This is a genomic window from Acidobacteriota bacterium (genome assembly GCA_016196035.1).
In the GTDB taxonomy this organism is placed as follows: domain Bacteria; phylum Acidobacteriota; class Blastocatellia; order RBC074; family RBC074; genus JACPYM01.
Genome location: JACPYM010000007.1, coordinates 11872 through 33184 on the forward strand (window position 1 = coordinate 11872; position 21313 = coordinate 33184).

Consider the following 21313-nt stretch of genomic DNA (forward strand, 5'->3'; position numbering starts at 1 on the left):
ATTCAGCTCTGTTTAGGAGGCATGACCATGAACACCATCATTCGCAACGCAGTGCTCGCGATCAGCCTGCTTGGGTTAGGCGCTTTCGCTTCCCCCATCCAGGCTTCCCCAATCCAAGCTTCGCCGACACAGACGGACAAGCAGGAGCAAGCCGACAAAAAGGCCAAAGAGAAAGAGAAAAAAGACGGCGGCATCAAGACCAAAGTCGGCGACATGTTCGGCATTGGCGACAAAGAGCAGCGCCAGGAGCGCGCCCAGGCGAAGTCCGAACGCGAATACCAGAAGATGCTGGCCGACGCGCGCAAGAAATACGACGCCGGGTCGAAAGACCACAGCCCGGATTTCAAGTACCGCGTGGATCAGGATTACAAGGAGGTGCGGCGGCAGCACAGCGATTACGGCTTCCAGATGAACACCTTCAACAGCAATGACGACGTGACGACCTTCACCGGCGACAAATTGAAACTGGAAGACACGCTCTATGACAACGAGTTCGTCCAGGATTACGTCAACCGCGTCGGCCAAGCGCTGGTGCCGGCCACTTCGGCGCAACGTTACATCTTCAAGGTCGTGCTCAATCCGGTGCCCGATGCGCGCTCGCTCTCGACCGGGACGGTCTACATCACGACCGGCTATCTGGCGCTGGTGGATAACGAGGCGCAGTTGGCCTACATTTTGGGCCACGAGGTGGCGCACATCGAGAAGCTGCACTGGCTACAGGATTCGCTCGTCTCCAACGAGATGGAGGACTTCAACCGCAAGCAGGAAAAGATTCAAGGCTATGCTTCCCTGGCAGCGGGCGGGTTGGGAACACTCTTCGGCGGCGCGGCCAGCGGCTCGTTTTTGCGCGGGATGCAATACGGCTATTTCGCCAGCGAGTTGACCGCGCTGGTGATGAAGTTCGTCAAGCCGACCAAGAGCTTCGCCTGGGATCGCGTCCAGGAAAACGAAGCTGACAAGTACGGCATGGAGCTGATGTTCGAGCGCAATTACGACCCGCGCGAAGTGCCGAAGCTTTACGCGCGCTTGCAACAGTTCAATGCGCGCGAGCCGCGCACTTCCGATGGTTTCGTGGCTCAGGCCGACCGCGTGTTGGAAGGCAAGACCTTTTCCAATTTCGCCATGGTTTCCTGGTCGGTCAAACCCAACCTGATGCGCGGCGCGGCCAATTTGCGCGCGCGACGCGGCGACACGGCGGATGGCGGCATCGTTTCGCCGCTGGAACCGGGCAAGACCTTTGGCACGGCTGAAGACGCTGAGAAGCGCGAAAAGGGTGCGACACAACAGATGGACAACCTGAACGCTGTGCTGCGCGAGAAGCTGGAGAAGGGCGAAATCATCGGCAGCAGTGAAGAGTTCCAATCGGTCATGGCCGATCTCAAACGCGACAACGGCATCCGCGCGTTTTATTTCGACATGTACCAAATGGCGCTCGACAACCTCCGCGAGGCGCTGCAAATCCGCTCGAACGATCCCTACACGCATTTCTACTACGGCAAGGTGCTGCATGCGACCGCGCGTTCAAAAGCTGAGAAAGCCGAGGCGCTCAGTTCGATCATCAAGGCCATCGAAACCGACAAACGCGGCGTGCTGGCCGGCCCCTGGATGCATCGCGCGCTGGTGCTGATGGCCGATCGCAATCCGGCGCAGAACCGCGAGATCATTGGCTATTTGCGGCAATACGTGGATGTTTATCAGCAAGAGCACGGCGGCGGATTGCCGCCCAACATGGATGTGATCTACGCCTACTTGAAAGACCTGGGCGACGATCAATGGGCCGCGCGTCCGGCCATGAACATCTCGACCAAGAATCTCGATCCGATCAAGACGGCGGGCGGTCAGGCGGCGCGCGAACCTGCGCCCTTGCCCGCTCCGCAACCGCAACCGTCATCACCACCCGCGTCTGCCGCGCCCAACAACGTGAAACGCAAACCGTAGCGCAAACCGTAGCAATTGACCCTGGGTACGCACCGCTTCCAGCGTGCGGGCTTGAAATCGGAGCGCGTAATGCCGGAGAGTTTTCCTTCGGCATCATTCCGTCCGCCACCGAGACCGCACGCTGGAAGCGGTGCGTACCCAGGGTTCCGCTTCAAACCCGCTTTCCCTCGGAGGTCTTATGCGTCGTCGTCTGCTCATCCTGTTGCTTGTCTGCGCGTTGAGTTGGTCAGCCGCCCAGCCGAGCGCCCAGCAAATCGCCCAACAAATTGTGGATGCGCGCGAGCCGTTCGCGCTGGAAATCCCGGAAATTAATAGCGGTCTGCACACCGCGATGGATGTCACCTTCCCTACCGACCGCCTGATTACGCGGCTCAAACTCTGGGTTGTCACGCCCTATGCCGAGCGCATTTCGTATGGGCATATCAGCGCCAAATTGAATGACGTTTCGCTTGGCCCGGTCGCCAAACCACGTGCTGGTTTGCATGGCACCTTCCTGGACATAGACCTGCGCTTACAACCGACGATCAAGTTGCTGAACGGCAAGAACCGCATTGAAATCCTCGCGCAGGAAGACCGCACTGGCAAAACCTATCGCTGCTCCTTCGTGCTGTTGCCCGGCAAAGTGAACGCCGCCGCCACGCCCGAAGCGCCCGACACCACGATTCGTTGTAGCGAGGCCTTGGCTCCAGCCGACCCGCACGCGCCCGTCAGCGACCACCAGGCCCCGCAAATCAACCTCGCCGAGCCGCAAGCCGCGTTGCACGGCACGGACGCGCCGCTGCGCGTGCGCGTGCGCGGCGACGCCACTGACAACAGCGGCGCCGTGGCCTCCGTCACCGTCAACGGCCAATTGATCGCGCCGCCCCAACTCAGCAAAACCGAGCAGAAAGCCAAAGAGCAAGCCGCCAAAGAGCAAGCCAAGCAGGACAAGAAAACCAACCAACCGGCGGTTGACCCCGCGACGATCAAGTTGCCCTTCGATCAAACCGTCACCGTGGAGGCCCAGGCCCGCGTCGTGTTGATCGAAGCCGCCGACCGCGTCGGCAATCGCCGCCTGTGCAGCGTCCCCATCCTGCGCGCGCCGGTCGCCAAGCGCGAAGGCTTTGGCGGACGCCGCTACGCCGTCATCATCGGCGTTTCGCAATATCTCTACAGCGAAGGCGGCCTGTCGAATTTGAGCTTCGCCGACAAGGACGCCGAGGCCCTGCGCGATTTTCTGAAGACGCCTGCGGGCGGCGGTTTCAAACAGGAAGAGATCGTTTGCCTGACGAACCGGCAAGCAACGCAATTGGCCGTCAAAGCCGAAGTCACGCGCTTCCTGACCAACGCGACCGAGAACGATCTGATCTATCTGTTCCTGGCCGGCCACGGCGCGCCTGATAAGTACGACCCGCAAAAACTCTACTTCCTGCTGCACGACACCAAAGTCGCCGACCTGCCGGGCACGGCGCTCTCGATGCGCTGGCTGGGTGAATTCCTGGATCGGCAAACCAAACGCGCGCGCGTCATCGCCTTTTTCGACACCTGCCACAGCGCGGGCATCAATCGCCAAGCGCTCAGCGCAGCGCCCCCGGCTGCCCCGGTGAAACCGGGTGGCCCGGACAAACGCGGCGTCGGCACGAAGAAGGACAAGCAGTCCGCGCCGCCCGCCAACCAGCCGCCCACGGTCACGCTCAGCGTCGGCGCGCCCGCCACATCGCCCGCCGCGCAACCCGGCTTCAATTTTTACGAAGGCGCGCTCTTTCAAAAGAAAGGCTGGACGGTCATCAGTTCCTCCGGCCTGAACGAAGAGTCGCAGGAAGGCGCACGCTGGCGCGATGCGGCGGGCAACGGCCACGGCGTGTTCACCTGGGCCTTGCTGGAAGGTGCGCAACAAGGCAAAGCCGATGCGAACGGCGATTGCCGGATTACGGCGGGGGAGCTTTTCGATTACATCCGAAAGACGGTGAGCGGCGCGACGGGCGGGGCGCAGAATCCGCAAGCGTTGCCGGGAGGGAATGGTGATTTGGCGATTGCAACCGCGCCTTGTCAGAAACCAACGCGTCCGTAAACTGAGGAGCCGCAATTTTTGCTTTTGCTAGCGATGGTTTTTCTGCTTGCTCAATCTGAGAGAGAAGATCAAATGACGAACATGCCTTTCATCCCTCGAACAAAAAAGTCGGCGGCAATACGACTGTCAGTGCTGCTTGTCTTATTTGCCAGCTTATCCAGCGCTGTCTTGTCTCAGACTCCAACCCCACCAGCGGCGGCAAAACCGGAAGTGTTGGGTTATGGCGATAGCCCTGGGACAATCAATTCCGTCGCTTGGAGTCCCGACGGGAGGTTTTTGGTGTCGGGCGGCAGGGGCAATGTAGTGCAAGTCTGGGATACCGAGAGTGGCGAGTTATCCACCAGCTTCAATGGGCATACGGCTGATATCCGGTCGGTCGCGTGGCACCCGGAGGGCAAGCTAATTGTTTCGGCCAGCGACGATAAGACGATTCGGATTTGGGATGTAGCCAGCCAGAAACTTTTGCAGGTTCTAAGAGGGCACATCGGCGCAGTAACTTCAGTTGCGATCAGCCCCGATGGCAAATTTTTGGCCTCGGGGAGTGATGATGACTCGATTCGTATCTGGGAGTTACCTGAAGGGAAGCTTGTGCAAACGCTCAACGGGCATACTAATGATGTCCACGCGGTAGCTTGGCATCCCTCCGGCAAATTTCTAGGTTCGGGTGGCTCAGATCACATGGTAAGAGTATGGGATTTAGCGGCGGGCAAATTGCTTCATACCTTGAAGGGGCATAAGGAACCTGTTCTCTCGGTTGCGTGGAGTCCGGATGGCAAATGGATTGCTTCAGGAGGGCGCGATGAAAAAGTTGTTATTTGGGATTTCAACACTCAGAAAATGGCTCGTGAATTCCCGACCAAAGAAGGAGCAATCAATTGGGTGTATTCAGTATCCTGGAGTCCGGATGGTAAGAGAATTGCCGCAGGGAATAACGATGATCGGATTCGTATTTGGGATACTGAAAGTGGAAAGCTACTAAATAACATCAGATTGTCGCCAGTTATCAAGGTGCTTTCGGTCGCTTGGAATCCCGATGGAAAGCAGCTCGCTTCAGGTTCCTGGTCGGCCCGGGTACCGTTACAAATCTTTGAGACACAAAACTGGCGGTTGACAAAAAGTTTCTCCGGGCGGGATAGGTGGGTTCTCTCATTATCAGCCACCCAGGATGCCAAGATTGTTGCTTCAGCCGAACGTGGAGGAAAAATCAGGTTATGGGATGTTGACACTGGTAGCACCCTAAGGACATTTTCAATTGGAGCTAGTAATAGTTTCGTAGTTGGTTGGAGCAAGGATGGCGAATATCTCATCGTTAGTGGTGCGGATATACCAGTTCGTCTTTATCAAACCAAAACTGGAGAATTGTTGAGTACGTTTGATGAGCAAACAATCGGGGCGAGACTGGTCGGGTTGAGTTCAGACCAAAAACTGATTACTTTGCAGGAGAAAAGCAAAGCTATCAGTCTTTGGGATACTGATAGCGGCAAGCGAGCGCAAAAATTGTTTGATCTTGTCGATCCATATACTGCCATTGCGTTCAGCCCAAATGGTGAATTGTGTGCGATAGGGAACTCCGACAAGACGATACATTTGCGGTCTACCAAAACAGGACAAACCTTACGCACGCTGACTGGCCACATGAAGAACGTCAATTCGTTTGCGTGGAGTCCTGACGGCACACAACTCGCTTCCGGCAGCGATGATCAAACGGTTCAATTGTGGGAAGCCGCGAGCGGCCGGCCCCTGCGCACGTTGAAAGGCCACAGTGGTTGGGTGGGAACCGTCCGTTGGAGCCGCGATGGCAAATGGATTATCTCAGCCAGTGGGGATAAGACGGTCAAAATTTGGGAAGCGCAAAGCGGCAAGCAGTTACATACGCTCAAAGGGTATAACGCTCCGGTTCGCGCCTTGCACTTGAGTCAAAATGGTAGATTCCTGATTACAGGCAGCGATGACCGCGAGATCAAGCTTTGGGATACACGGAATTGGTCGAACCCGGGTTCGATCCTCTCTTTGCCGGAGGATAACTGGCTGGCCTACACCGATGACGGTTATTTTCATAGCTCTGATGATGCCTTGCGTTATGTGAAATGGCGCAGAGGAGAGCAGACGCTTGATAACGAGCAATACAAAGCCCAGCATTACCGGCCCGATTTGGTTGCGTTGCGGCTGAAGAGCTTTACCGCAGAAACAAATTTACTAGCTACCAACCCAACAAGCCAGACAGGAATGCAACTGCAAACTCAAGCGCCGCCACAATCGCAAGCTACTCCGGTCGTACCTAAACCCAATGTTGAAGTAAAAGACACTAAGCCGCCCCTCATCCGCATCACTGCGCCTGACATCACGCGCGGCGTCGGCACGAAAAAGTCTGACAGCAAGCTCAGGGTGGCCGGGCAAGTGACAGATGAATCCGGCATCAGTGAAGTCACGGTGCGCGGTCTTGCGGCAACGCTGGATGAGCAAGGCAACTTTTCGGCAGAAATCTTGCTCAAGCTCGGCAACAACCCGATCAAAGTGATCGCCACGGATATTTATGGCAACAAGGCTGAAGAGAGCTTCACTATCCGCCGCGAAGAGCCGCCTGTAGCCGAAGCGAAACCGTCCGTGCCGCAACCAAAGCCTGACCCCGTGCCCACCTGGGCGGTGCGCAAAACCTATGCGCTGGTGATCGGCAATAACAAGTATCAACATCTGGCGGCACTCAAAACCGCAATTGCCGATGCCGAACAAGTGGAGCGCGTGTTGCGCGAAAACTTCGGCTATGCAACGACGCTGCTCAAAGACGCCAAACGTGAGCAGATAGTGCTGGCGTTGAGCGAATACCGCCGCCAGCTCGATGTGAACGCCGACTTGTTGATCTATTACGCCGGGCACGGTTATTTCGACACGGATGTGGACAAGGCTTACTGGCTGCCAGTGGATGCGCGCGATGGCGATGTCTCCAATTGGATCAGCGCCGATGACGTGACGACGAGCATCAAGGGAATGCGGGCGAAACATGTGCTGGTGGTTTCGGACAGTTGTTACTCCGGCACCTTGGCGCGCAACACGGTCAGCAAACTGACTACGCCGCTGGAACACGACAGGTATTTGCGGAAGATGGCTGAAGGCACATCGCGCACGTTGATGGCGAGTGGCGGCAACGAGCCTGTGTTGGATGGCGGTGGCGGCCGGCATTCGATCTTTGCGAGTGCGTTGCTGCGCGGGTTGGAACAGCTAGAGCCATCGGTCTTCACTGCCGATGAGCTGTTCTTCCAGTTTGTGCGCGAGCCGGTGGCGGGCAAGTCCGCGCAGACGCCGGAATACAATCCACTGCGCAATTCCGGGCACGAGAGCGGCGATTTCGTCTTTGTGCGTAGGAAACCGTGACGCTGCTTCGTTACGGACTTGCGCCCCGAGTAGTTGAGAAGAAAGCGATACCATTTCGTGACCCTGATTCAAAAAAGCGCGGGCGCGAGCCAGCTAAGCCGCTCGCGCCCGCGTTCTCTTCAACCGCCTACCGGCTCCGCAGCACTTTCAACAGCGCATAATTCTCCAACGTTCCATTCGCCCCGGTCAGCGGCGTCAGGTTATGCCGGTCAGCCGGATTGGCCGCGCCGGGCAAGCCATTCCAACCGGGCCGCCAGTAAAGCACCGAGACGCCCGTCGCCAGCGCCGTGCGCTGCTTGCCGATGAATTCGCCGCAAGACGTGGGTGTGCCGTAGCTCGAAAACGAAGTTGACGTCTCGCGCGAACCGGGCACCGTCGCGGCGTCCAGCCAGACGAAGTTGCCGTCGTTGGAAAACACGTCGCCGCTTTGCAATTGGCCGCGCACGCTGTCGTAACGCCCGTGCATTTCCAACGCCAGGCCGGTGACGCGGAAGACTGTGCCGCCAGGGCTGCGGCGCATAGGTGAGCTGTAAGCGTCGTGTTGTTGTTGCGCGCGGATGGCCGTCAGCAGGTTCTGGTAATCGGTCAGGTTCGTGCAGTTGTCTTCGAGATAGGGGCAAAGCACGATGTCGAAGCGGTTGCCCAGACCGCGCGCGGCGGCCCATTGCTCCAGGCCTTTGGCCCAGGCGTCAAAGGCGGCGACGCGTTGCAGGTAGCGCGCGCGGAAGCTGGACGCTTCGTTGCCGCGTCGGAAGGCCGCCCAATCGAAGGCCGCATTGTGGAACCAGAGATAGGCCGTCAGCTTCAGGCGGCCATTCAAACGCGGCAGCGCGGATTGCGTGAACGCGGTGGCGTTGCCGAATGGGTTGCCGGCATTGAATTCGTAAGGCAGGAAGCTTAGTTCGAGGTCGCCGCCGGTTTGCGCGTAATCATTCGCCAGTTTGGTGACGTCGGCGGACGTCCAGTTGGCGAAGCCGATGGCCTGCGTGCCGGTGTAAGCGGCGGAGGCGCTGAGCGGCGTGAGCAGCAAGGCGATGAACAGGGACATTTTGATGATGCGTTGCATAGTGGTTTCTCCTTGTGGTTAGCGGGTCTTTTTGGGTTCGGTGGAGGGTTTGTCGAACTCGCGGGCGACGGCGTCGAGTTGTTCCTGCAACTCGACGAGCCGGGCTTGTTCGGCGCGTAGGGTGATTTCGAGTTGTTGCTGGCGCTGGCGCTGGCGTTCGGCTTCCTGGCGCGCGTCCTCCTGCTGGCGCGTGAGCGCACGTTGCAGACCCAGGTAGCTTTGGCGTAGTTGTTCGCGCGCCGCCGGGTTGGATTCGCGTTGGAAGGCGGCTTCGAGTTCCTGCAACTCTTCCTGATCGCGGCGTGCGTCGTAGCTCTGTTGCTGGGCGGCGCGGAGTTGTTCGACCTCTTCGGTGAGGCTTTCGACGCGGGCTTGCTGGCGCGCCAGTTGGCCGGTCAACAGTTGGGCGCGGTGATTATTGAGCGTGGCGCGTTGCATGACCTGGCGCAGTTGACGGACTTCATCGAGCAGGGCGCGCAGCAATTGCGCTTCGGGCGAAGGCGCAATGGATGGCGCGGCGGATGGCGCGGCGGATGGCGCGGCGGATGGCGCGGCGGATGGCGCGGCGGATGATGCGGGTTGTTGGGCGAAGGTGCTGCCGGCGAGCGCGAGGCTTAGCAGACAGAGCGCGAGCAATGATTTGATTCGTGGCATAAAAACTCCTTTTGTTGATTGAAGGTGAGGTGTGACAAGCCGGGCGGCTTGTCACACCCGGAAGGCGCTATCGTTGCGTGTAGTTGAGGCGCGCGGGCGCTTGCGGCACAGCGTTGACGATGTAGCCGTTGGTCGGGCGCGGCGGCGTGGTGTCGGCGCGGCTGAAGTTCTTGTGCGTGTAGTAGACGACGACGCGGCCCGGGCCGTTGCGATCCAGGTACACGTCCACGTTGGCGAGGCCGGTGGAGTAGGTGTATTCACCGTAGAAATACTCGTGCGCGTCGGGCACGCCAGTGAAGCTGAGCTTGATGCCTGTGCTGGTGGCGCTGCAGCGGTAGGTTGGGGTAGGGAAGTCGTAACTCGAATTGAAGTCGAGTTGGAAGAGGCGCAGGTTGTTGGGGCCGTTGACGTCGGGATCGAAGCGCACGTAAAGACGCGTCGGGTGGCCGTTGCGGATGTAGCCGTAAACGTTGCCGGTCGCATAACCCGGCAGCGCGAGGTTCGGCAAACTGCCGCGCGTGGAAAGATAGCGCGGCGAGCCTGGGTCGGTGAAATCGAAGTTGGCGCTGCATTGTTGCGCCTGGGCAGGCACGCTCGCCAGCGTCAGCAACGTGAACAATAGCGCGGCCAGCCAGCCGCTCAACCGTGGACGAGTGATGGTGTGAACTTGCATTGCAAAAGCTCCTTCGTGTTTGCGGAGTTTGGGGGCGAGGAGGGCGGCCAAGGGGTATTGCCCGAATGGCCGCGCCTCCGTTCAGACGGCGCGTTGCCGTCTTCACCCCCTAGAGCGCGGCTTTGGCGGCGGATGGCCCAGGCGCTGAAAAAAATATTTGCGGGCGACTCAGTGGCAAGACTTGGCTTGAGTTTGGTTGCAATGCCGTGGGGCGAGCATATAATCCATCGCGGCCAAGCAAGATTCATCTGAACCATCAACTACCGCTGAGCCGCTTATGGAAATCGTGACTCGTGCCGCGCGCTTGCATTCATTGGCTGCCCGGTTGGCTGCCGAAGGGAAGACGATTGGTTTGGTGCCCACGATGGGCGCCCTGCACGAAGGCCATCTGCATATGGTGCGCGAGGCCAAACGCCTGACCGATGCCGTCATCGTGACCATCTTCGTCAACCCGCACCAGTTCAAAACGCAGCAGGAGTTTGAAGATTATCCGCGCGATCTGGCGCACGATGCCGATCTGCTGCTGCCGCTGGATGTGGAGTATGTCTTTGCCCCGAATGCCGAGGAAATGTTTCCGCCCGGCTTTGCCACCTGGGTCGAAGTGAAAGTCCGCGATGAGGAACTCGAGAGCGCGACGCGGCCCGATCACTTTCGCGGCGCGGCGACAGTGCTGATGATTTATTGCAATCTGATGCAACCGCGCTTTGTGTTCATGGGGCAGAAAGACGCCCAGCAAACCGTGATCGCCAAAAAGATGATGCGCGATTTGCACATGTCAACCGAGATCATCGTTTCCCCCACCATCCGCGATGCCGATGGGGTGGCCCTTTCCTCGCACTTCGATTTCCTCTCGCCCGCCGAACGGAAAGCCGCCACCGTGCTGCCCCGCGCCTTGCAAAAAGCCGAGGCGCTCTTTACCAACGGCGAACGCCAAGCCGCCAAGCTGATGAAAGTTATGCGTAAGGAGATTGAAACCGAACCGCTGGCGCGCCTCGATTACATCGCGGCGACCGACACCGATCAGCTTGCGCCCCTGGACGATATGACGGGCCGCGCGACCCTGCTTTCACTGGCGGTATATTTCGGCAAGACCCGGCTGATTGATAACGTTATCCTGCACGACGAGAAGTTCAAACCGAAGGTGGGAATTAAGCTGGGATAACGTCTGCGCCGCTGATGACAGCCTACTTAGCCATTCCCTTCTATTCACCACTCCTGATTTTCCTGATCGGGTCAATCACGGCTCTGGGCTTTTATGGCTGGGGAAGGTTGCTGTTGCAACTCTGCCAAATGCATTTGCCCGCACCGTGGCGCCAAGTCGCGGGTTTGGTATTGGGGCTAGAAGCCTTCAGTTTACTGGTTCAACTTGCAGGTATGGCAGGGCTGGCCACGGGCAATGTTTTAGGTGGCTTGTGGGGGCTTTTAGCACTTTGCGGCGGAGTTGCCGTCTGGCATGAGCGAACGCAATTGCCCAAACTGCGCGTCGGCGAGATTAGCCGTGGGGAAGGCTTGGGGCTGGGAATTTGTGGCGCTGCCTTATGCTTGAATTTGCTGGCTGCCTTGCCGCCCGCAACGAAGATAGATGAAGTTTACTATCACCTCGTTTTGCCCAGCCGTTTGGTTTTGGACGAAGGGCTAAGGTTTTATCGGCAACCGTGGCAAGGTGCAATTCTGCCGCAAATGACTTATCAACTTGCCAGCGCTCCTTTATACGCGCTGCATTATCCGGATGCCATGAATGTTGTGAGCTGGGCGCTAAGCGGAGTTTGGGCATGGTTTGTCTGGCTGGTATTGCGGAAGGCCGCAGTCTCTCACCTACAAAGCTCAATCTGGACAGCCGCTTTGCTGGTTGGCATGTATTCGATTGTCTGGCACGTGACGGCTGGTGGACACGCTTTAGGGGACTTGGCCATGACCGCAGCCTTAATGGCGGCTTTCCAACGACGGGAATTGCTGGCGGCTTTGGGTGAGAGGCAGTTCATCAGCCTGGTTTCGATCCTCTGTCTGGGCGCGGCTTCGACCAAACTTTCCTTGTGGCCCGTCCTTGGTGTTTTGCTTGTCTGGCTGGGTGTTTGGCTAAGCCGCCAAATCCCTGGGCGAACCCGTTGGGAAGTTTGGCTGTGGCTTTGTTTACCTTGGATAGTGTTGAGTTTGCCGCTGCTGTTGTGGACCTGGCGGCAATCCGGTTCGCCATTCGGCCCAGTTTTAAGCCAATGGTTTTCACACTCCGTCTATGAGCCGCGACAGATTCAAGCAGAGTTGACGCGCACCCGTGAGGTTAATCGGCTGCCAATTCGGGAAGTCGTTGGGTATGCCTTAATCAATTACCCGCCACTCTTGTGGCTGGGAATGCTGGGGGCTTTGCTGACGCCAAAAATCCCCCTGCCCACGCGCATGTTCGGCGCGCTGTTGCTGGCAATTCAGTTGGTACTTTTAGTGTGGTTATTGCCGTTTGATTTACGCTTTCTAGGCGCGTTACCCGCCGGCCTCATGTGTTGGTGGGTGATTGTTGTTGCGCCACGGGTGCAAACCTGGGCTGCTGGCGCAAGACCGCTGGCAATTGTCATCGCGGCTGTTTTCCTGTTGCCGTGGTTGCTGGTAAAGGCCTATTACGCCAAACAATTTGTTCCGATTTTGCTGGGACAACAAGCGCGGGCTGCTTTCTTTGAAAACAGTATCGGATTGCTGGCTGATTATCGGCAATTAGATAAATTGTTACCGCGCGATGCCGTCTTGTTCAGACCGGCGGGTAGATTTACCGCCGCCTATGCCCCGCGCCCGGTGTTGATGGATGTGGCGGATTTACCGGCAGGGCGCGCGGTGTTTTTATTGGGCACGTGGCCGCAAACTGTTAGCCGCGAGCAGTCACTGGAGCTTATTGCGCGTTTCCTGCCAGCGGGATTTAGTTTGGGTGAGATCGTTTATGAAAACCCAAAGGCAATTTGGATGTGTTACCGCACCCCCGGTAAGGCCCCAGATGTAGTGCCTATTTTTGTGGCCCGGCTTATCAGACAGTGAACTGGGCCGAACACCATTCCAGTCATTCCTCAAACATTGAACCGGAACAGCAGTACATCGCCGTCCTTCACCACATACTCTTTGCCTTCCGAGCGCATCTGGCCTTTTTCTTTCGCACCCTTCCAGCCTTCACATTTGATGAAGTCGTCATAGGCGACCGTTTCGGCGCGGATGAAGCCCTTCTCGAAATCGCTGTGGATGACGGCGGCGGCTTTGGGCGCGGTGTCGCCCTGGTGAATCGTCCAGGCGCGCACTTCCTTTTCGCCTGCGGTGAAGTAGGTTTGCAATCCTAACAGCGAATAAGCCGCGCGAATCAAACGATCCAGACCGGCGGATTCGATGCCGAGCGAGGCCAGGAATTCCTTGCGCTCTTCCGGTGACAACTCGCTCAGTTCGGCTTCGATCTTGGCGGAGAAGGGGACGATCTCGGCGTGCTCGCCGCTTTCCTTGACCGCCGCACGCAAGGCTTTGAGGTGCGGCCCTTCTTCGCCCGTCAGTTCGTCATCGCTGACGTTGGCGGCATACAGCGTCGGTTTGGTCGTCAGCAGCGTCAGCGGTTTTAGCACCGCCATTTCGTCCGCATCCAGCCCGGCTTTCCAAAGCGCCGTGCCATCGCCCAGAAACTGCAAGGCTTTTTCCAACACGGGAATCTGCGCCAGCGCCTCTTTGTCGCCCGACTTGGCGACCTTTTTGGCGCGGTCGAGGCCTCGTTCGACGGTGGCGAGATCGGCCAACGCAAGTTCCAGTTCAATCACTTCGCGGTCACGCACAGGGTCAACCGCGCCCATCACGTGAATCACGTCGGGGTCTTCAAAACAGCGCACGACGTGGACGACGGCATCGGTCTCGCGGATGTTCGCCAGGAACTTGTTGCCCAAGCCTTCCCCGGTCGAAGCGCCTTTGACCAGACCCGCGATGTCTACGAACTCGACCGCCGCGGGCACGGTGCGTTGCGGCTTGACCAATTCGGCCAGCTTTTGCAGCCGTTCGTCGGGCACTTCGACAATGCCGATGTTCGGATCAATGGTGCAGAAGGGGAAGTTTTGCGCCTCGGCCTGGGCCGAGGTGAGTGCGTTAAAAAGGGTAGATTTGCCGACGTTGGGCAATCCGACGATGCCTGCGCGTAACATAAGTGATGGTTCCTAAACGGGCTGATGCGAAGTAAGCGGCACTGTAGTGGATGCGCCCGCGCCTTGTCCAGCCGCTTACTTTGTCAGTCTGGCGCTTCATTAACCTGAAAATGAGTGGCGCTGAGTCAGAGGCCCGCGCGATTTAGAATTCTACGGCGTAGCCTGCGATGAGGCACGGAAAGCGGTGGCGGCCTGATCACTGCGACGCTTGAATATATAGTGACCCTCGCTCCCTGTACCGCATTCTTCCCGCGCACGGCAAAGTTGGGGCATAATCCACCCGCCCCAGCGCCACCGCGCGGTTGATTTCAATTGGTGAGAGAGAACGGCATGGCTTGGACGACAGCACAGATTCTCGCGCTCGCGCCCGATGCGGCTTCGGCCAAGGCTGGGCAGGCGTTGGCCGTGCCGCACAAATGGTCAGGCTGCGGCGCGCACGCACACGCCGTCTGGGGCCTGTGCCAGGGCAGCGGCAAAGACCCGTACCACACGCAGATTGAGCTGTCCGAACCGGCCTTTCGCTGTTCGTGCCCCAGCCGCAAATTCCCTTGCAAACACGGCCTCGGTTTGTTGCTGGTCTACGCCGCCCAACCCCAAGCCTTCACTGCGGCGGAACCGCCCGCCTGGGTCAGCGAATGGCTCGCCTCTCGCGCCCAACGCGCCGAACAGAAAGCCGAAAAACAAGCTGCGCAACAGGCGGAAGAAAAAGCGCCCGACCCCCACGCCCAAGCCAAACGCGTCGCCGCCCACGCGCAGAAAGTCGCCGCTGGCCTGCGCGAACTCGACCTCTGGCTGCGTGATCTGGTGCGCAATGGTTTAGCCGCCGCCCAAATCCAACCGATTAGTTTTTGGGAACGCGCCGCCGCCCGCATGGTGGATGCCCAAGCGCCCGGTGTCGCCCGTCTGATTCGCGAACTGCCCGGCGTGATTGCCAGCGGCGCCAACGCGGATGGAAGTTGGCAGGCACGGTTGCTGGAACGGCTGGCGAAGCTGCATCTGTTGCGCGAAGGCTACCAACGGCTGGACAGCTTGCCATCCGAAACACAAGCCGATATACGCGCAACCATCGGCTGGACGGTTAATCAGGAAATGCTGTTGCAACAGGATGGCATGCACGATCTCTGGTTTATTGCCGGGCAGCGTGTCGAAGAGGAAGACCGTTTGCGCGTGCAACGCACCTGGCTCTTAGGCCAGCAGAGCGGACGCGCCGCGCTGGTCTTGCAATTCGCCGCGCCGAAACAAACGTTTGAACTGGCCTTGCCGGTTGGCGCGCTGCTCAGTGCCGAATTGGTGTTTTATCCGGGCGCGTATCCGTTGCGCGCGCTGCTCAAAGACGAACATCACCCCGTGCCTTTGCCCGGCGCGGGGTTCCCGTTGCAGGCCGTTGCTTCCGCCGTGGCGCGCGCCGCGTATGCCGTCGCATTGGCGCGCCAACCCTGGCTGGAATTGTTTCCGCTGGTGCTGGCGGGCGTGACGCCGTTTGTGCGCCGGGAACGTTGGTTTGTGTTGGATGACGAAAGCCGCGCGTGGCCGCTGGCGCCGCGCTATCCTGCGGGTTGGGAATTGCTGGCATTGAGTGGCGGACAGCCGATCAATCTGATGGCCGAATGGGATGGCGAGTTTTTGTGGCCGTTGGCTGTGGCTGGCGAACGTTTTGTGCGGCTGAGTGCTTGAGTGTGAATCACGGCGCGCAGCGCCGGAACAGTACCGCGACAGTGATGGAGCGGAGCCTGAAGGGAAAATACCTGCCGGAACAATAGTTGAGTACGCGACTGCCGCTCCATCACTGTCGCGGTACTGTTCCGTTGCGCGGTGCTCGTGCTTCAGGAAGCGAGACAAATTGATGAGCATTTGGACAGACATCGTCACGACTGCTGTCATCGGCACCGAACGCCAGGCATTCAATGCCGGGACGGTGGATGCGGCGTTGCAAACACTCTTTGCGCAACTTGATTCAACCGACCGCGAAGGCGCGTTGTTGCAGGCGGCGGCGCTGACAGCTTTGCACGAACGCGCTGGCCGCTTACCGGCGAAACATGGCGAAGCCTTGCCGGAAGCTGCGCTTGCCGAAACGTTGCTGCGTTGCAATGCGCGCGTGGCGGCGCGGTTGCGGTTGTTGTTGCAAGGCGAGTGCGCCGACCTCTTCCCGGAGTTTCTGGGCGTGTTGGCGCAAACCGGACAGCGCGTGCCGGAAGAGTTGTTGCCCGCGCTGCTCGATTACGGCAAGAGCAGGGAAGCGTTATCCGAACACTTGCCTGCCGTCAGCGGCGCGCGTGGCTTGTGGCTGGCACAGCAAAACACAGAGTGGGCATACGCATTGGGCGCCAGCGGCGATTTGAGCCGCTGGGAAATGGGCACGCTGCAAGAGCGCAAGGCCCTGTTGCAGCGCGTGCGGCGTGACGACCCGGCCCAGGCGCGCGCACTGTTGTTGCAAACCTGGGAGCAGGATTCGGCCAAAGAGGCGAGCGAGTTTTTGCCGCTGTTGAAGCGGGGCTTGAGCGAGGCCGACGAAGCCTTGCTGGAAAAAGCGCTTGACCGCGAATGGACGATTGCGCGCCAGGCGGCAGCCGCGCTGTTGGCGGCCTTGCCCGAATCGGCCTTTGTCGCGCGCATGTGGGAGCGGGCACAACAGTACGTGACCTTTAACCATAGCGGGCGCGGCAAGCTGACGATTGAGGTGCGCGTGCCGACGGAACGCGACGAAGCGCTGCGCCGCGATGGCGTGAGCAAAAGCAATGTCAGCCGCCCCTTCAGCGAGCCTGCCTGGTGGTTACAGCAAATCATCAGCGCCGTGCCGCCGGAGCGTTGGGAAGCCGCGGCGGGCGCGACCGTGGATGAGTTGCTGCAGGCCACGCACAAGCACGAATATCAAACCCTGTTGCTGAGCAGTTGGCAGCAGGCCGCCATGCACACGCGCAACGCCGCCTGGTTGGAACGCTTTCTGCCCGCCGCCATCAAACAAGGCGCGCCGGATACGCTGTTTGAATTGCTGTCACGCGAGCGCCAAGAGCGGCTGGCGTTGGAACTGTTGAGCGAGAACAAAGCCTGGAAGGATTTTGTCATCCTGCGCTGCGCCATCAACTGCATTCAACCGCATTGGAGCGCAGCGTTCAGCCGCGCGTTGATCGAATTGTTCGCCCGGCACAGCGCGTTTTATGCCGCCGGCTGGAACGCCTGGTGGTGGCGCGAAATCTTGCGGCTGGGTTGCCGTTTGCATCCGACCACGCTGGCTGCGGCCCGCGCGGAATTTGAACAACTTGCCGCCATCTCACAAGTGGAATTGCTGCTCAACCTGCTGCAATTCCGTCACAACATGCTTCAGGAGTTACAACCATGAGCGAACTGTTACGCCAACACGCCGAACAACAATACGCCGAAGAACTGGCCGAGCTTGCCCAACACGACACGCGCCCGCGTCCGCCCAATTGGAACCTGTCGCCGTGGGCTGTCTCGCTTTACTTGCTCGGCGGCAAGCTGGACAACGGCTTTGAGATTGCGCCGAAATACATTGGGCAGGCGCGGCTGATCGAGATTGCCATCGCGACGCTGGCGACCGAACGCGCGTTGCTGTTGCTGGGCGTGCCGGGCACGGCCAAGTCGTGGGTGAGCGAACATCTGGCCGCCGCGATTGCGGGCGATTCGGCGCTGCTGGTGCAAGGCACGGCCGGGACGAGCGAAGAGGCGATGCGCTACGGTTGGAATTACGCCAGCCTGTTGGCCAAAGGGCCTTCGCGCGACGCGCTGGTGCCCAGCCCTGTGATGCGCGCGATGCAAACCGGCAAACTCGTGCGCGTCGAAGAACTCACGCGCATCCCCGCCGATGTGCAAGACACCCTGATTACGATCCTTTCCGAAAAGACACTGCCGATCCCCGAACTCAATACCGAAGAACAGGCGGTCAAAGGCTTCAACGTGATCGCCACCGCCAACAACCGCGACCGTGGCGTCAACGAATTGTCGAGCGCGCTCAAACGCCGCTTCAACACGGTGATTTTGCCCGTGCCTGAAACGCTCGACGCAGAAGTCGAGATCGTAGACCGCCGCGTCGCCAGCATGGGCCGCGCGCTGGAACTGCCCGCCGAAGCCCCCGCCCTCGCCGAGATTCGCCGTGTCGTGACGGTCTTCCGTGAACTGCGCGACGGCAAGACGCTGGACGGCAAAACCAAACTCAAAGCCCCCAGCGCCACGCTCAGCACCGCCGAAGCAATTTCGGTCGTCAATCACGGCCTTTCGCTGGCGGCGCATTTCGGCGACGGCCAAATGCGCGCGCACGATGTCGCGGCGGGCCTGACCGGCGCCGTCGTGCAAGACCCGGTGCAGGACCGCGTCGTCTGGCAGGAGTATTTGGAAACGGTGGTGAAAGAGCGGGAAGGGTGGAAGGATTTGTATCGGGCGTGCCGGGAGGTTTTGTAATCGGTGACTTTTTGAGATTACGGAACAGACGGAAATAACGGAACAGACGGAAATTTTTGGGAAAAGACGTTGCGATGAAGGCTGAAAAGCTAATTTATGAGGCAGAGAGTTATGCCATCAAGGGAGCAGCGATGCAGGTTTATGCGGTGCTAGGGAACGGATTTCTGGAAGCGGTTTATCAGGAATGTATAGAACTGGAATTGAGAAAGCGTGGAATTCCGTTTGTCGCTAAGCCTACGCTGACTTTGGTCTATGAAGGGCAATCGCTCAAACAAACTTATCAGCCCGATTTGGTCTGTTACAGCAAAGTTATTGTCGAACTCAAGGCCGTGACCAAGCTCACCAGCGAGCATCGCGCGCAAGTGCTCAACTATTGCAAAGCCACCGGCTTTCAACTCGGCTTGCTCTTCAACTTCGGACACTACCCCTTGCTCGAACAAGTTCGCGTGCCAAACATCAAAGACCACCGTTGAGACTTCCGTCTGTTCCGTTATTTCCGTCTGTTCCGTAATCTCTCTTAACCGACTATGAGCTTATACATCTTCGGCATACGACATCACGGCCCCGGCTCTGCCCGCAGCTTGTTGCGGGCGTTGGCAGAATTGCAGCCCGATTGCCTCCTGATCGAAGGCCCGCCCGATGCCGAAGCTGCGCTGCCCTTGCTCACGCACGAACAAATGGAGCCGCCCGTCGCGTTATTGGTTTATCAGGCCGAGCAGCCGCAACGCGCCGTGTTTTATCCTTTCGCCATATTCTCGCCCGAATGGCAGGCCTTGCAGTTTGGTTTGTCTAAACAGATTCCCACGCGGTTCATGGATTTGCCGCAAACGCACTGGCTGGCACTGACTGAGCAATCCTCAATCTCAAATCTCAAATCTCCAATTCAATCTGATCCCATCGGTGTGCTGGCGCAAGCGGCGGGCTACGACGACAGCGAGCGCTGGTGGGAATACGTCGTCGAACAGCGGCGCGATGGCGCAGACCTGTTCGCGGCGCTGTTGGAAGCGATGGCGGCGTTGCGGGCGGAAGCTGAGCGAGAAGTGTCGGACGCGAAATTGGCTAACGCTGAGTCTGGTGAAGAAGCGGAAGCCGAACAGAGTGAGTTAAACAGAGAAGCGTCGCGCGAAGCTCTTCGGGAAGCATGGATGCGCCAGACCATTCGCGGCGCACGGAAAGAAGGCTTGGCGCGCATTGCCGTTGTGTGCGGGGCTTGGCACGCGCCAATGCTGACGGACGAAGTCATCGCACAAACCGCCAAGCCAGATGCGGCGTTGCTCAAGGGCTTGCCCAAAGTGAAAGTGCAAGCCACATGGACGCCGTGGACGCACGGGCGGTTGAGTTATCAAAGCGGTTACGGCGCGGGCATCGAAGCGCCCGGCTGGTATCAGCATTTGTGGCTGACGCAAGAGGGCGTCGCTACACGCTGGCTGGCGCGGGTGGCGCGACTGTTGCGCGACGAAGGGCTGGACGTTTCTTCGGCGCACGTGATCGAAGCGGTGCGCCTGGCCGAGACGCTGGCGGCGCTGCGCGGGCGTCCGTTGACCGGTTTGCCGGAATTGAATGAAGCCGTGCAAAGCGTGTTCTGTTTCGGCGACAACCTGCCGCTGCGGCTGATTCACGAAAAGCTGATCGTCGGCGAGACGCTGGGCCGCGTGCCCGACGAAACGCCGCTCGTGCCCTTGCAACAGGATTTGCAACGCGAGCAGAAACGATTGCGCCTGAAAGCTGAGGCCAACGAGAAAACGCTTGATCTGGATTTGCGTAAAGAGACCGACCTGGAACGCAGCCGCTTGCTGCACCGGTTGAATCTGCTCGGCGTGCCGTGGGGCGCGGTGCAAGGCGTGTCCGGCAAGAGCGGCACCTTTCACGAACTGTGGCGCGTGCGCTGGCAACCTGAATTCGTCGTGCAATTGATCGAAGCGGGCGTCTGGGGCAGCACGCTTCAAACCGCCGCCAGCAGCAAGGCGCGCGACAAGGCCGATAAATCTGACTTACCCGCATTGACGGGGTTGTTGCAACAGGTGCTGCTCAGCGCTTTGCCCGACGCCGTTGCGCATCTGATGGCGCGCTTGCAAACCGAAGCCGCGCTCGCCAGCGATGTAGGCTTGTTGATGGATGCGCTGCCGCCGCTCGCCAACGTGCAGCGCTACAGCGACGTGCGCCAGACCGATGCGGCCTTGCTCAGCACAGTGACTGATGGCTTGGTCGCGCGCATTTGCATCGGCTTGCCGGGCGCGTGCGCTTCGCTCAATGACGAAGCGGCGCAGGCGATGTTCGCGCGGTTCGACAAGGTCAATGCGGCGATTCAGTTGTTGCAACAAGAGGCACACACAGCGCAATGGCAGCAGACGCTGTTGCGTTTGGCCGAACAACACGGCTTGCACGGCCAAGCTGCGATGCTGGCCGGGCGCGCCTGCCGCTTGCTGCTGGATGCGCAGGCATTGGATGCAGGTGAAGCCGCGCGGCGCTTGAGCCTGGCGTTGTCGTCGGCGAATGAACCTACGCAAGCGGGCGCTTGGGTCGAAGGCTTTTTGCACGGCAGCGGCTTGCTATTGCTGCACGACGAAGTGTTATGGCAGGTGCTGGACGCTTGGCTGACGGCACTACCCGAAGAGCAATTCATCGCGTTGTTGCCGCTGTTGCGTCGCACCTTTGCCAACTTCACCGCGCCCGAACGGCGGCAGATGGGCGAGCGAGTAGCGCGTGGCCCGTCAGGCGCGGCCATGTCCTTGGGCGGGGCGGCAGATTTTGACGAGATGACGGCGGCGGCGGTGTTGCCGTTGGCGGCACGATTGTTGGGCTTGCAGATCGGGCCGAATGCAAGCCACTGACATCGGCACACTCGGGTTTTACTGAAAACTATAGGCGCAAGCGTTTAGAGTTCCGCCTTCAGGCGGTGGCGGCGCGCAGCGCCGAAATTCCGCGTCTGCGGCACGCCACCGCCTGAAGGCGGAACTCTAAACGCCTGAGTGCCACGGGGCGCGTTTCAAACAAAGCCCCAA

Annotated in this window: 14 protein-coding genes; 10 read left to right on the forward strand and 4 right to left on the reverse strand. The window is 59.3% G+C overall.

The features are described from left to right. Nucleotides 1-27: 27 nt before the first annotated feature. The 3 genes from HY011_02630 (at nucleotide 28) to HY011_02640 (ending at nucleotide 7357) form a co-directional block, all read left to right on the forward strand. Nucleotides 28-1938 (forward strand): M48 family metalloprotease, encoded by a 1911-nt coding sequence (locus HY011_02630; protein MBI3421812.1) that lies wholly within the window; start codon nucleotides 28-30, stop codon nucleotides 1936-1938. A 178-nt stretch (nucleotides 1939-2116) separates the two neighbouring features. Then, nucleotides 2117-3988 (forward strand): caspase family protein, encoded by a 1872-nt coding sequence (locus tag HY011_02635; GenBank protein ID MBI3421813.1) that lies wholly within the window; start codon nucleotides 2117-2119, stop codon nucleotides 3986-3988. A gap of 18 nt (nucleotides 3989-4006) precedes the next feature. Next, entirely contained in the window at nucleotides 4007-7357 is a 3351-nt protein-coding gene (locus HY011_02640; GenBank protein MBI3421814.1) for a caspase family protein, read from the forward strand. Between the two features lie 127 nt (nucleotides 7358-7484). Here HY011_02640 and HY011_02645 read toward each other — a convergent pair whose 3' ends face one another. The 3 genes from HY011_02645 to HY011_02655 all read right to left on the reverse strand — a co-directional run bounded on the left by HY011_02645 (nucleotide 7485) and on the right by HY011_02655 (nucleotide 9750). Beyond that, entirely contained in the window at nucleotides 7485-8423 is a 939-nt protein-coding gene (locus HY011_02645; protein ID MBI3421815.1) for a hypothetical protein, read from the reverse strand. A gap of 18 nt (nucleotides 8424-8441) precedes the next feature. Further along, nucleotides 8442-9077 carry a hypothetical protein gene (locus tag HY011_02650; protein MBI3421816.1) on the reverse strand — a complete coding sequence of 212 codons (636 nt, stop codon included), beginning with the start codon at nucleotides 9075-9077 and terminating at the stop codon, nucleotides 8442-8444. A gap of 67 nt (nucleotides 9078-9144) precedes the next feature. Beyond that, entirely contained in the window at nucleotides 9145-9750 is a 606-nt protein-coding gene (locus HY011_02655; protein ID MBI3421817.1) for a hypothetical protein, read from the reverse strand. Nucleotides 9751-10027: 277 nt separating this feature from the next. On the opposite strand from HY011_02655, the gene HY011_02660 reads away from it, so the two are divergent. After that, nucleotides 10028-10912 (forward strand): pantoate--beta-alanine ligase, encoded by an 885-nt coding sequence (locus HY011_02660; protein ID MBI3421818.1) that lies wholly within the window; start codon nucleotides 10028-10030, stop codon nucleotides 10910-10912. A 128-nt stretch (nucleotides 10913-11040) separates the two neighbouring features. Further along, nucleotides 11041-12768, forward strand: coding sequence for a hypothetical protein (locus HY011_02665; GenBank protein MBI3421819.1), 1728 nt, complete (start codon nucleotides 11041-11043; stop codon nucleotides 12766-12768). Between the two features lie 29 nt (nucleotides 12769-12797). On the opposite strand, the gene ychF is transcribed toward HY011_02665, so the two are convergent. Next, a complete protein-coding gene (gene ychF / locus HY011_02670) occupies nucleotides 12798-13898 on the reverse strand; it encodes a redox-regulated ATPase YchF (protein ID MBI3421820.1) in 1101 nt (366 codons plus the stop codon). Between the two features lie 330 nt (nucleotides 13899-14228). Between ychF and HY011_02675 the strand changes: the two genes are divergently transcribed. From HY011_02675 to HY011_02695, 5 genes are all read left to right on the forward strand, one after another. Then, nucleotides 14229-15572, forward strand: coding sequence for an SWIM zinc finger family protein (locus HY011_02675; GenBank protein ID MBI3421821.1), 1344 nt, complete (start codon nucleotides 14229-14231; stop codon nucleotides 15570-15572). Between the two features lie 169 nt (nucleotides 15573-15741). Next, nucleotides 15742-17235 (forward strand): hypothetical protein, encoded by a 1494-nt coding sequence (locus HY011_02680; protein ID MBI3421822.1) that lies wholly within the window; start codon nucleotides 15742-15744, stop codon nucleotides 17233-17235. Then, nucleotides 17232-18311 (forward strand): AAA family ATPase, encoded by a 1080-nt coding sequence (locus tag HY011_02685; GenBank protein MBI3421823.1) that lies wholly within the window; start codon nucleotides 17232-17234, stop codon nucleotides 18309-18311. Before HY011_02680 ends, HY011_02685 begins: the two co-directional genes overlap by 4 nt. Before the next feature lie 74 nt (nucleotides 18312-18385). Then, entirely contained in the window at nucleotides 18386-18784 is a 399-nt protein-coding gene (locus HY011_02690; GenBank protein MBI3421824.1) for a GxxExxY protein, read from the forward strand. Between the two features lie 54 nt (nucleotides 18785-18838). Next, entirely contained in the window at nucleotides 18839-21142 is a 2304-nt protein-coding gene (locus HY011_02695) for a hypothetical protein (GenBank protein MBI3421825.1), read from the forward strand. Nucleotides 21143-21313 lie beyond the last annotated feature (171 nt).

Bases quoted from the DNA above. Each gene is read 5' to 3' on its own strand.
- HY011_02655 (MBI3421817.1), bottom strand. From the start codon at position 9,750: ATGCAAGTTCACACCATCACTCGTCCACGGTTGAGCGGCTGGCTGGCC.
- HY011_02650 (MBI3421816.1), bottom strand. From the start codon at position 9,077: ATGCCACGAATCAAATCATTGCTCGCGCTCTGTCTGCTAAGCCTCGCG.
- HY011_02695 (MBI3421825.1), top strand. From the start codon at position 18,839: ATGAGCTTATACATCTTCGGCATACGACATCACGGCCCCGGCTCTGCC.
- ychF (MBI3421820.1), bottom strand. From the start codon at position 13,898: ATGTTACGCGCAGGCATCGTCGGATTGCCCAACGTCGGCAAATCTACC.
- HY011_02690 (MBI3421824.1), top strand. From the start codon at position 18,386: ATGAAGGCTGAAAAGCTAATTTATGAGGCAGAGAGTTATGCCATCAAG.
- HY011_02645 (MBI3421815.1), bottom strand. From the start codon at position 8,423: ATGCAACGCATCATCAAAATGTCCCTGTTCATCGCCTTGCTGCTCACG.
- HY011_02675 (MBI3421821.1), top strand. From the start codon at position 14,229: ATGGCTTGGACGACAGCACAGATTCTCGCGCTCGCGCCCGATGCGGCT.
- HY011_02685 (MBI3421823.1), top strand. From the start codon at position 17,232: ATGAGCGAACTGTTACGCCAACACGCCGAACAACAATACGCCGAAGAA.
- HY011_02680 (MBI3421822.1), top strand. From the start codon at position 15,742: ATGAGCATTTGGACAGACATCGTCACGACTGCTGTCATCGGCACCGAA.
- HY011_02665 (MBI3421819.1), top strand. From the start codon at position 11,041: ATGCATTTGCCCGCACCGTGGCGCCAAGTCGCGGGTTTGGTATTGGGG.
- HY011_02630 (MBI3421812.1), top strand. From the start codon at position 28: ATGAACACCATCATTCGCAACGCAGTGCTCGCGATCAGCCTGCTTGGG.
- HY011_02635 (MBI3421813.1), top strand. From the start codon at position 2,117: ATGCGTCGTCGTCTGCTCATCCTGTTGCTTGTCTGCGCGTTGAGTTGG.
- HY011_02660 (MBI3421818.1), top strand. From the start codon at position 10,028: ATGGAAATCGTGACTCGTGCCGCGCGCTTGCATTCATTGGCTGCCCGG.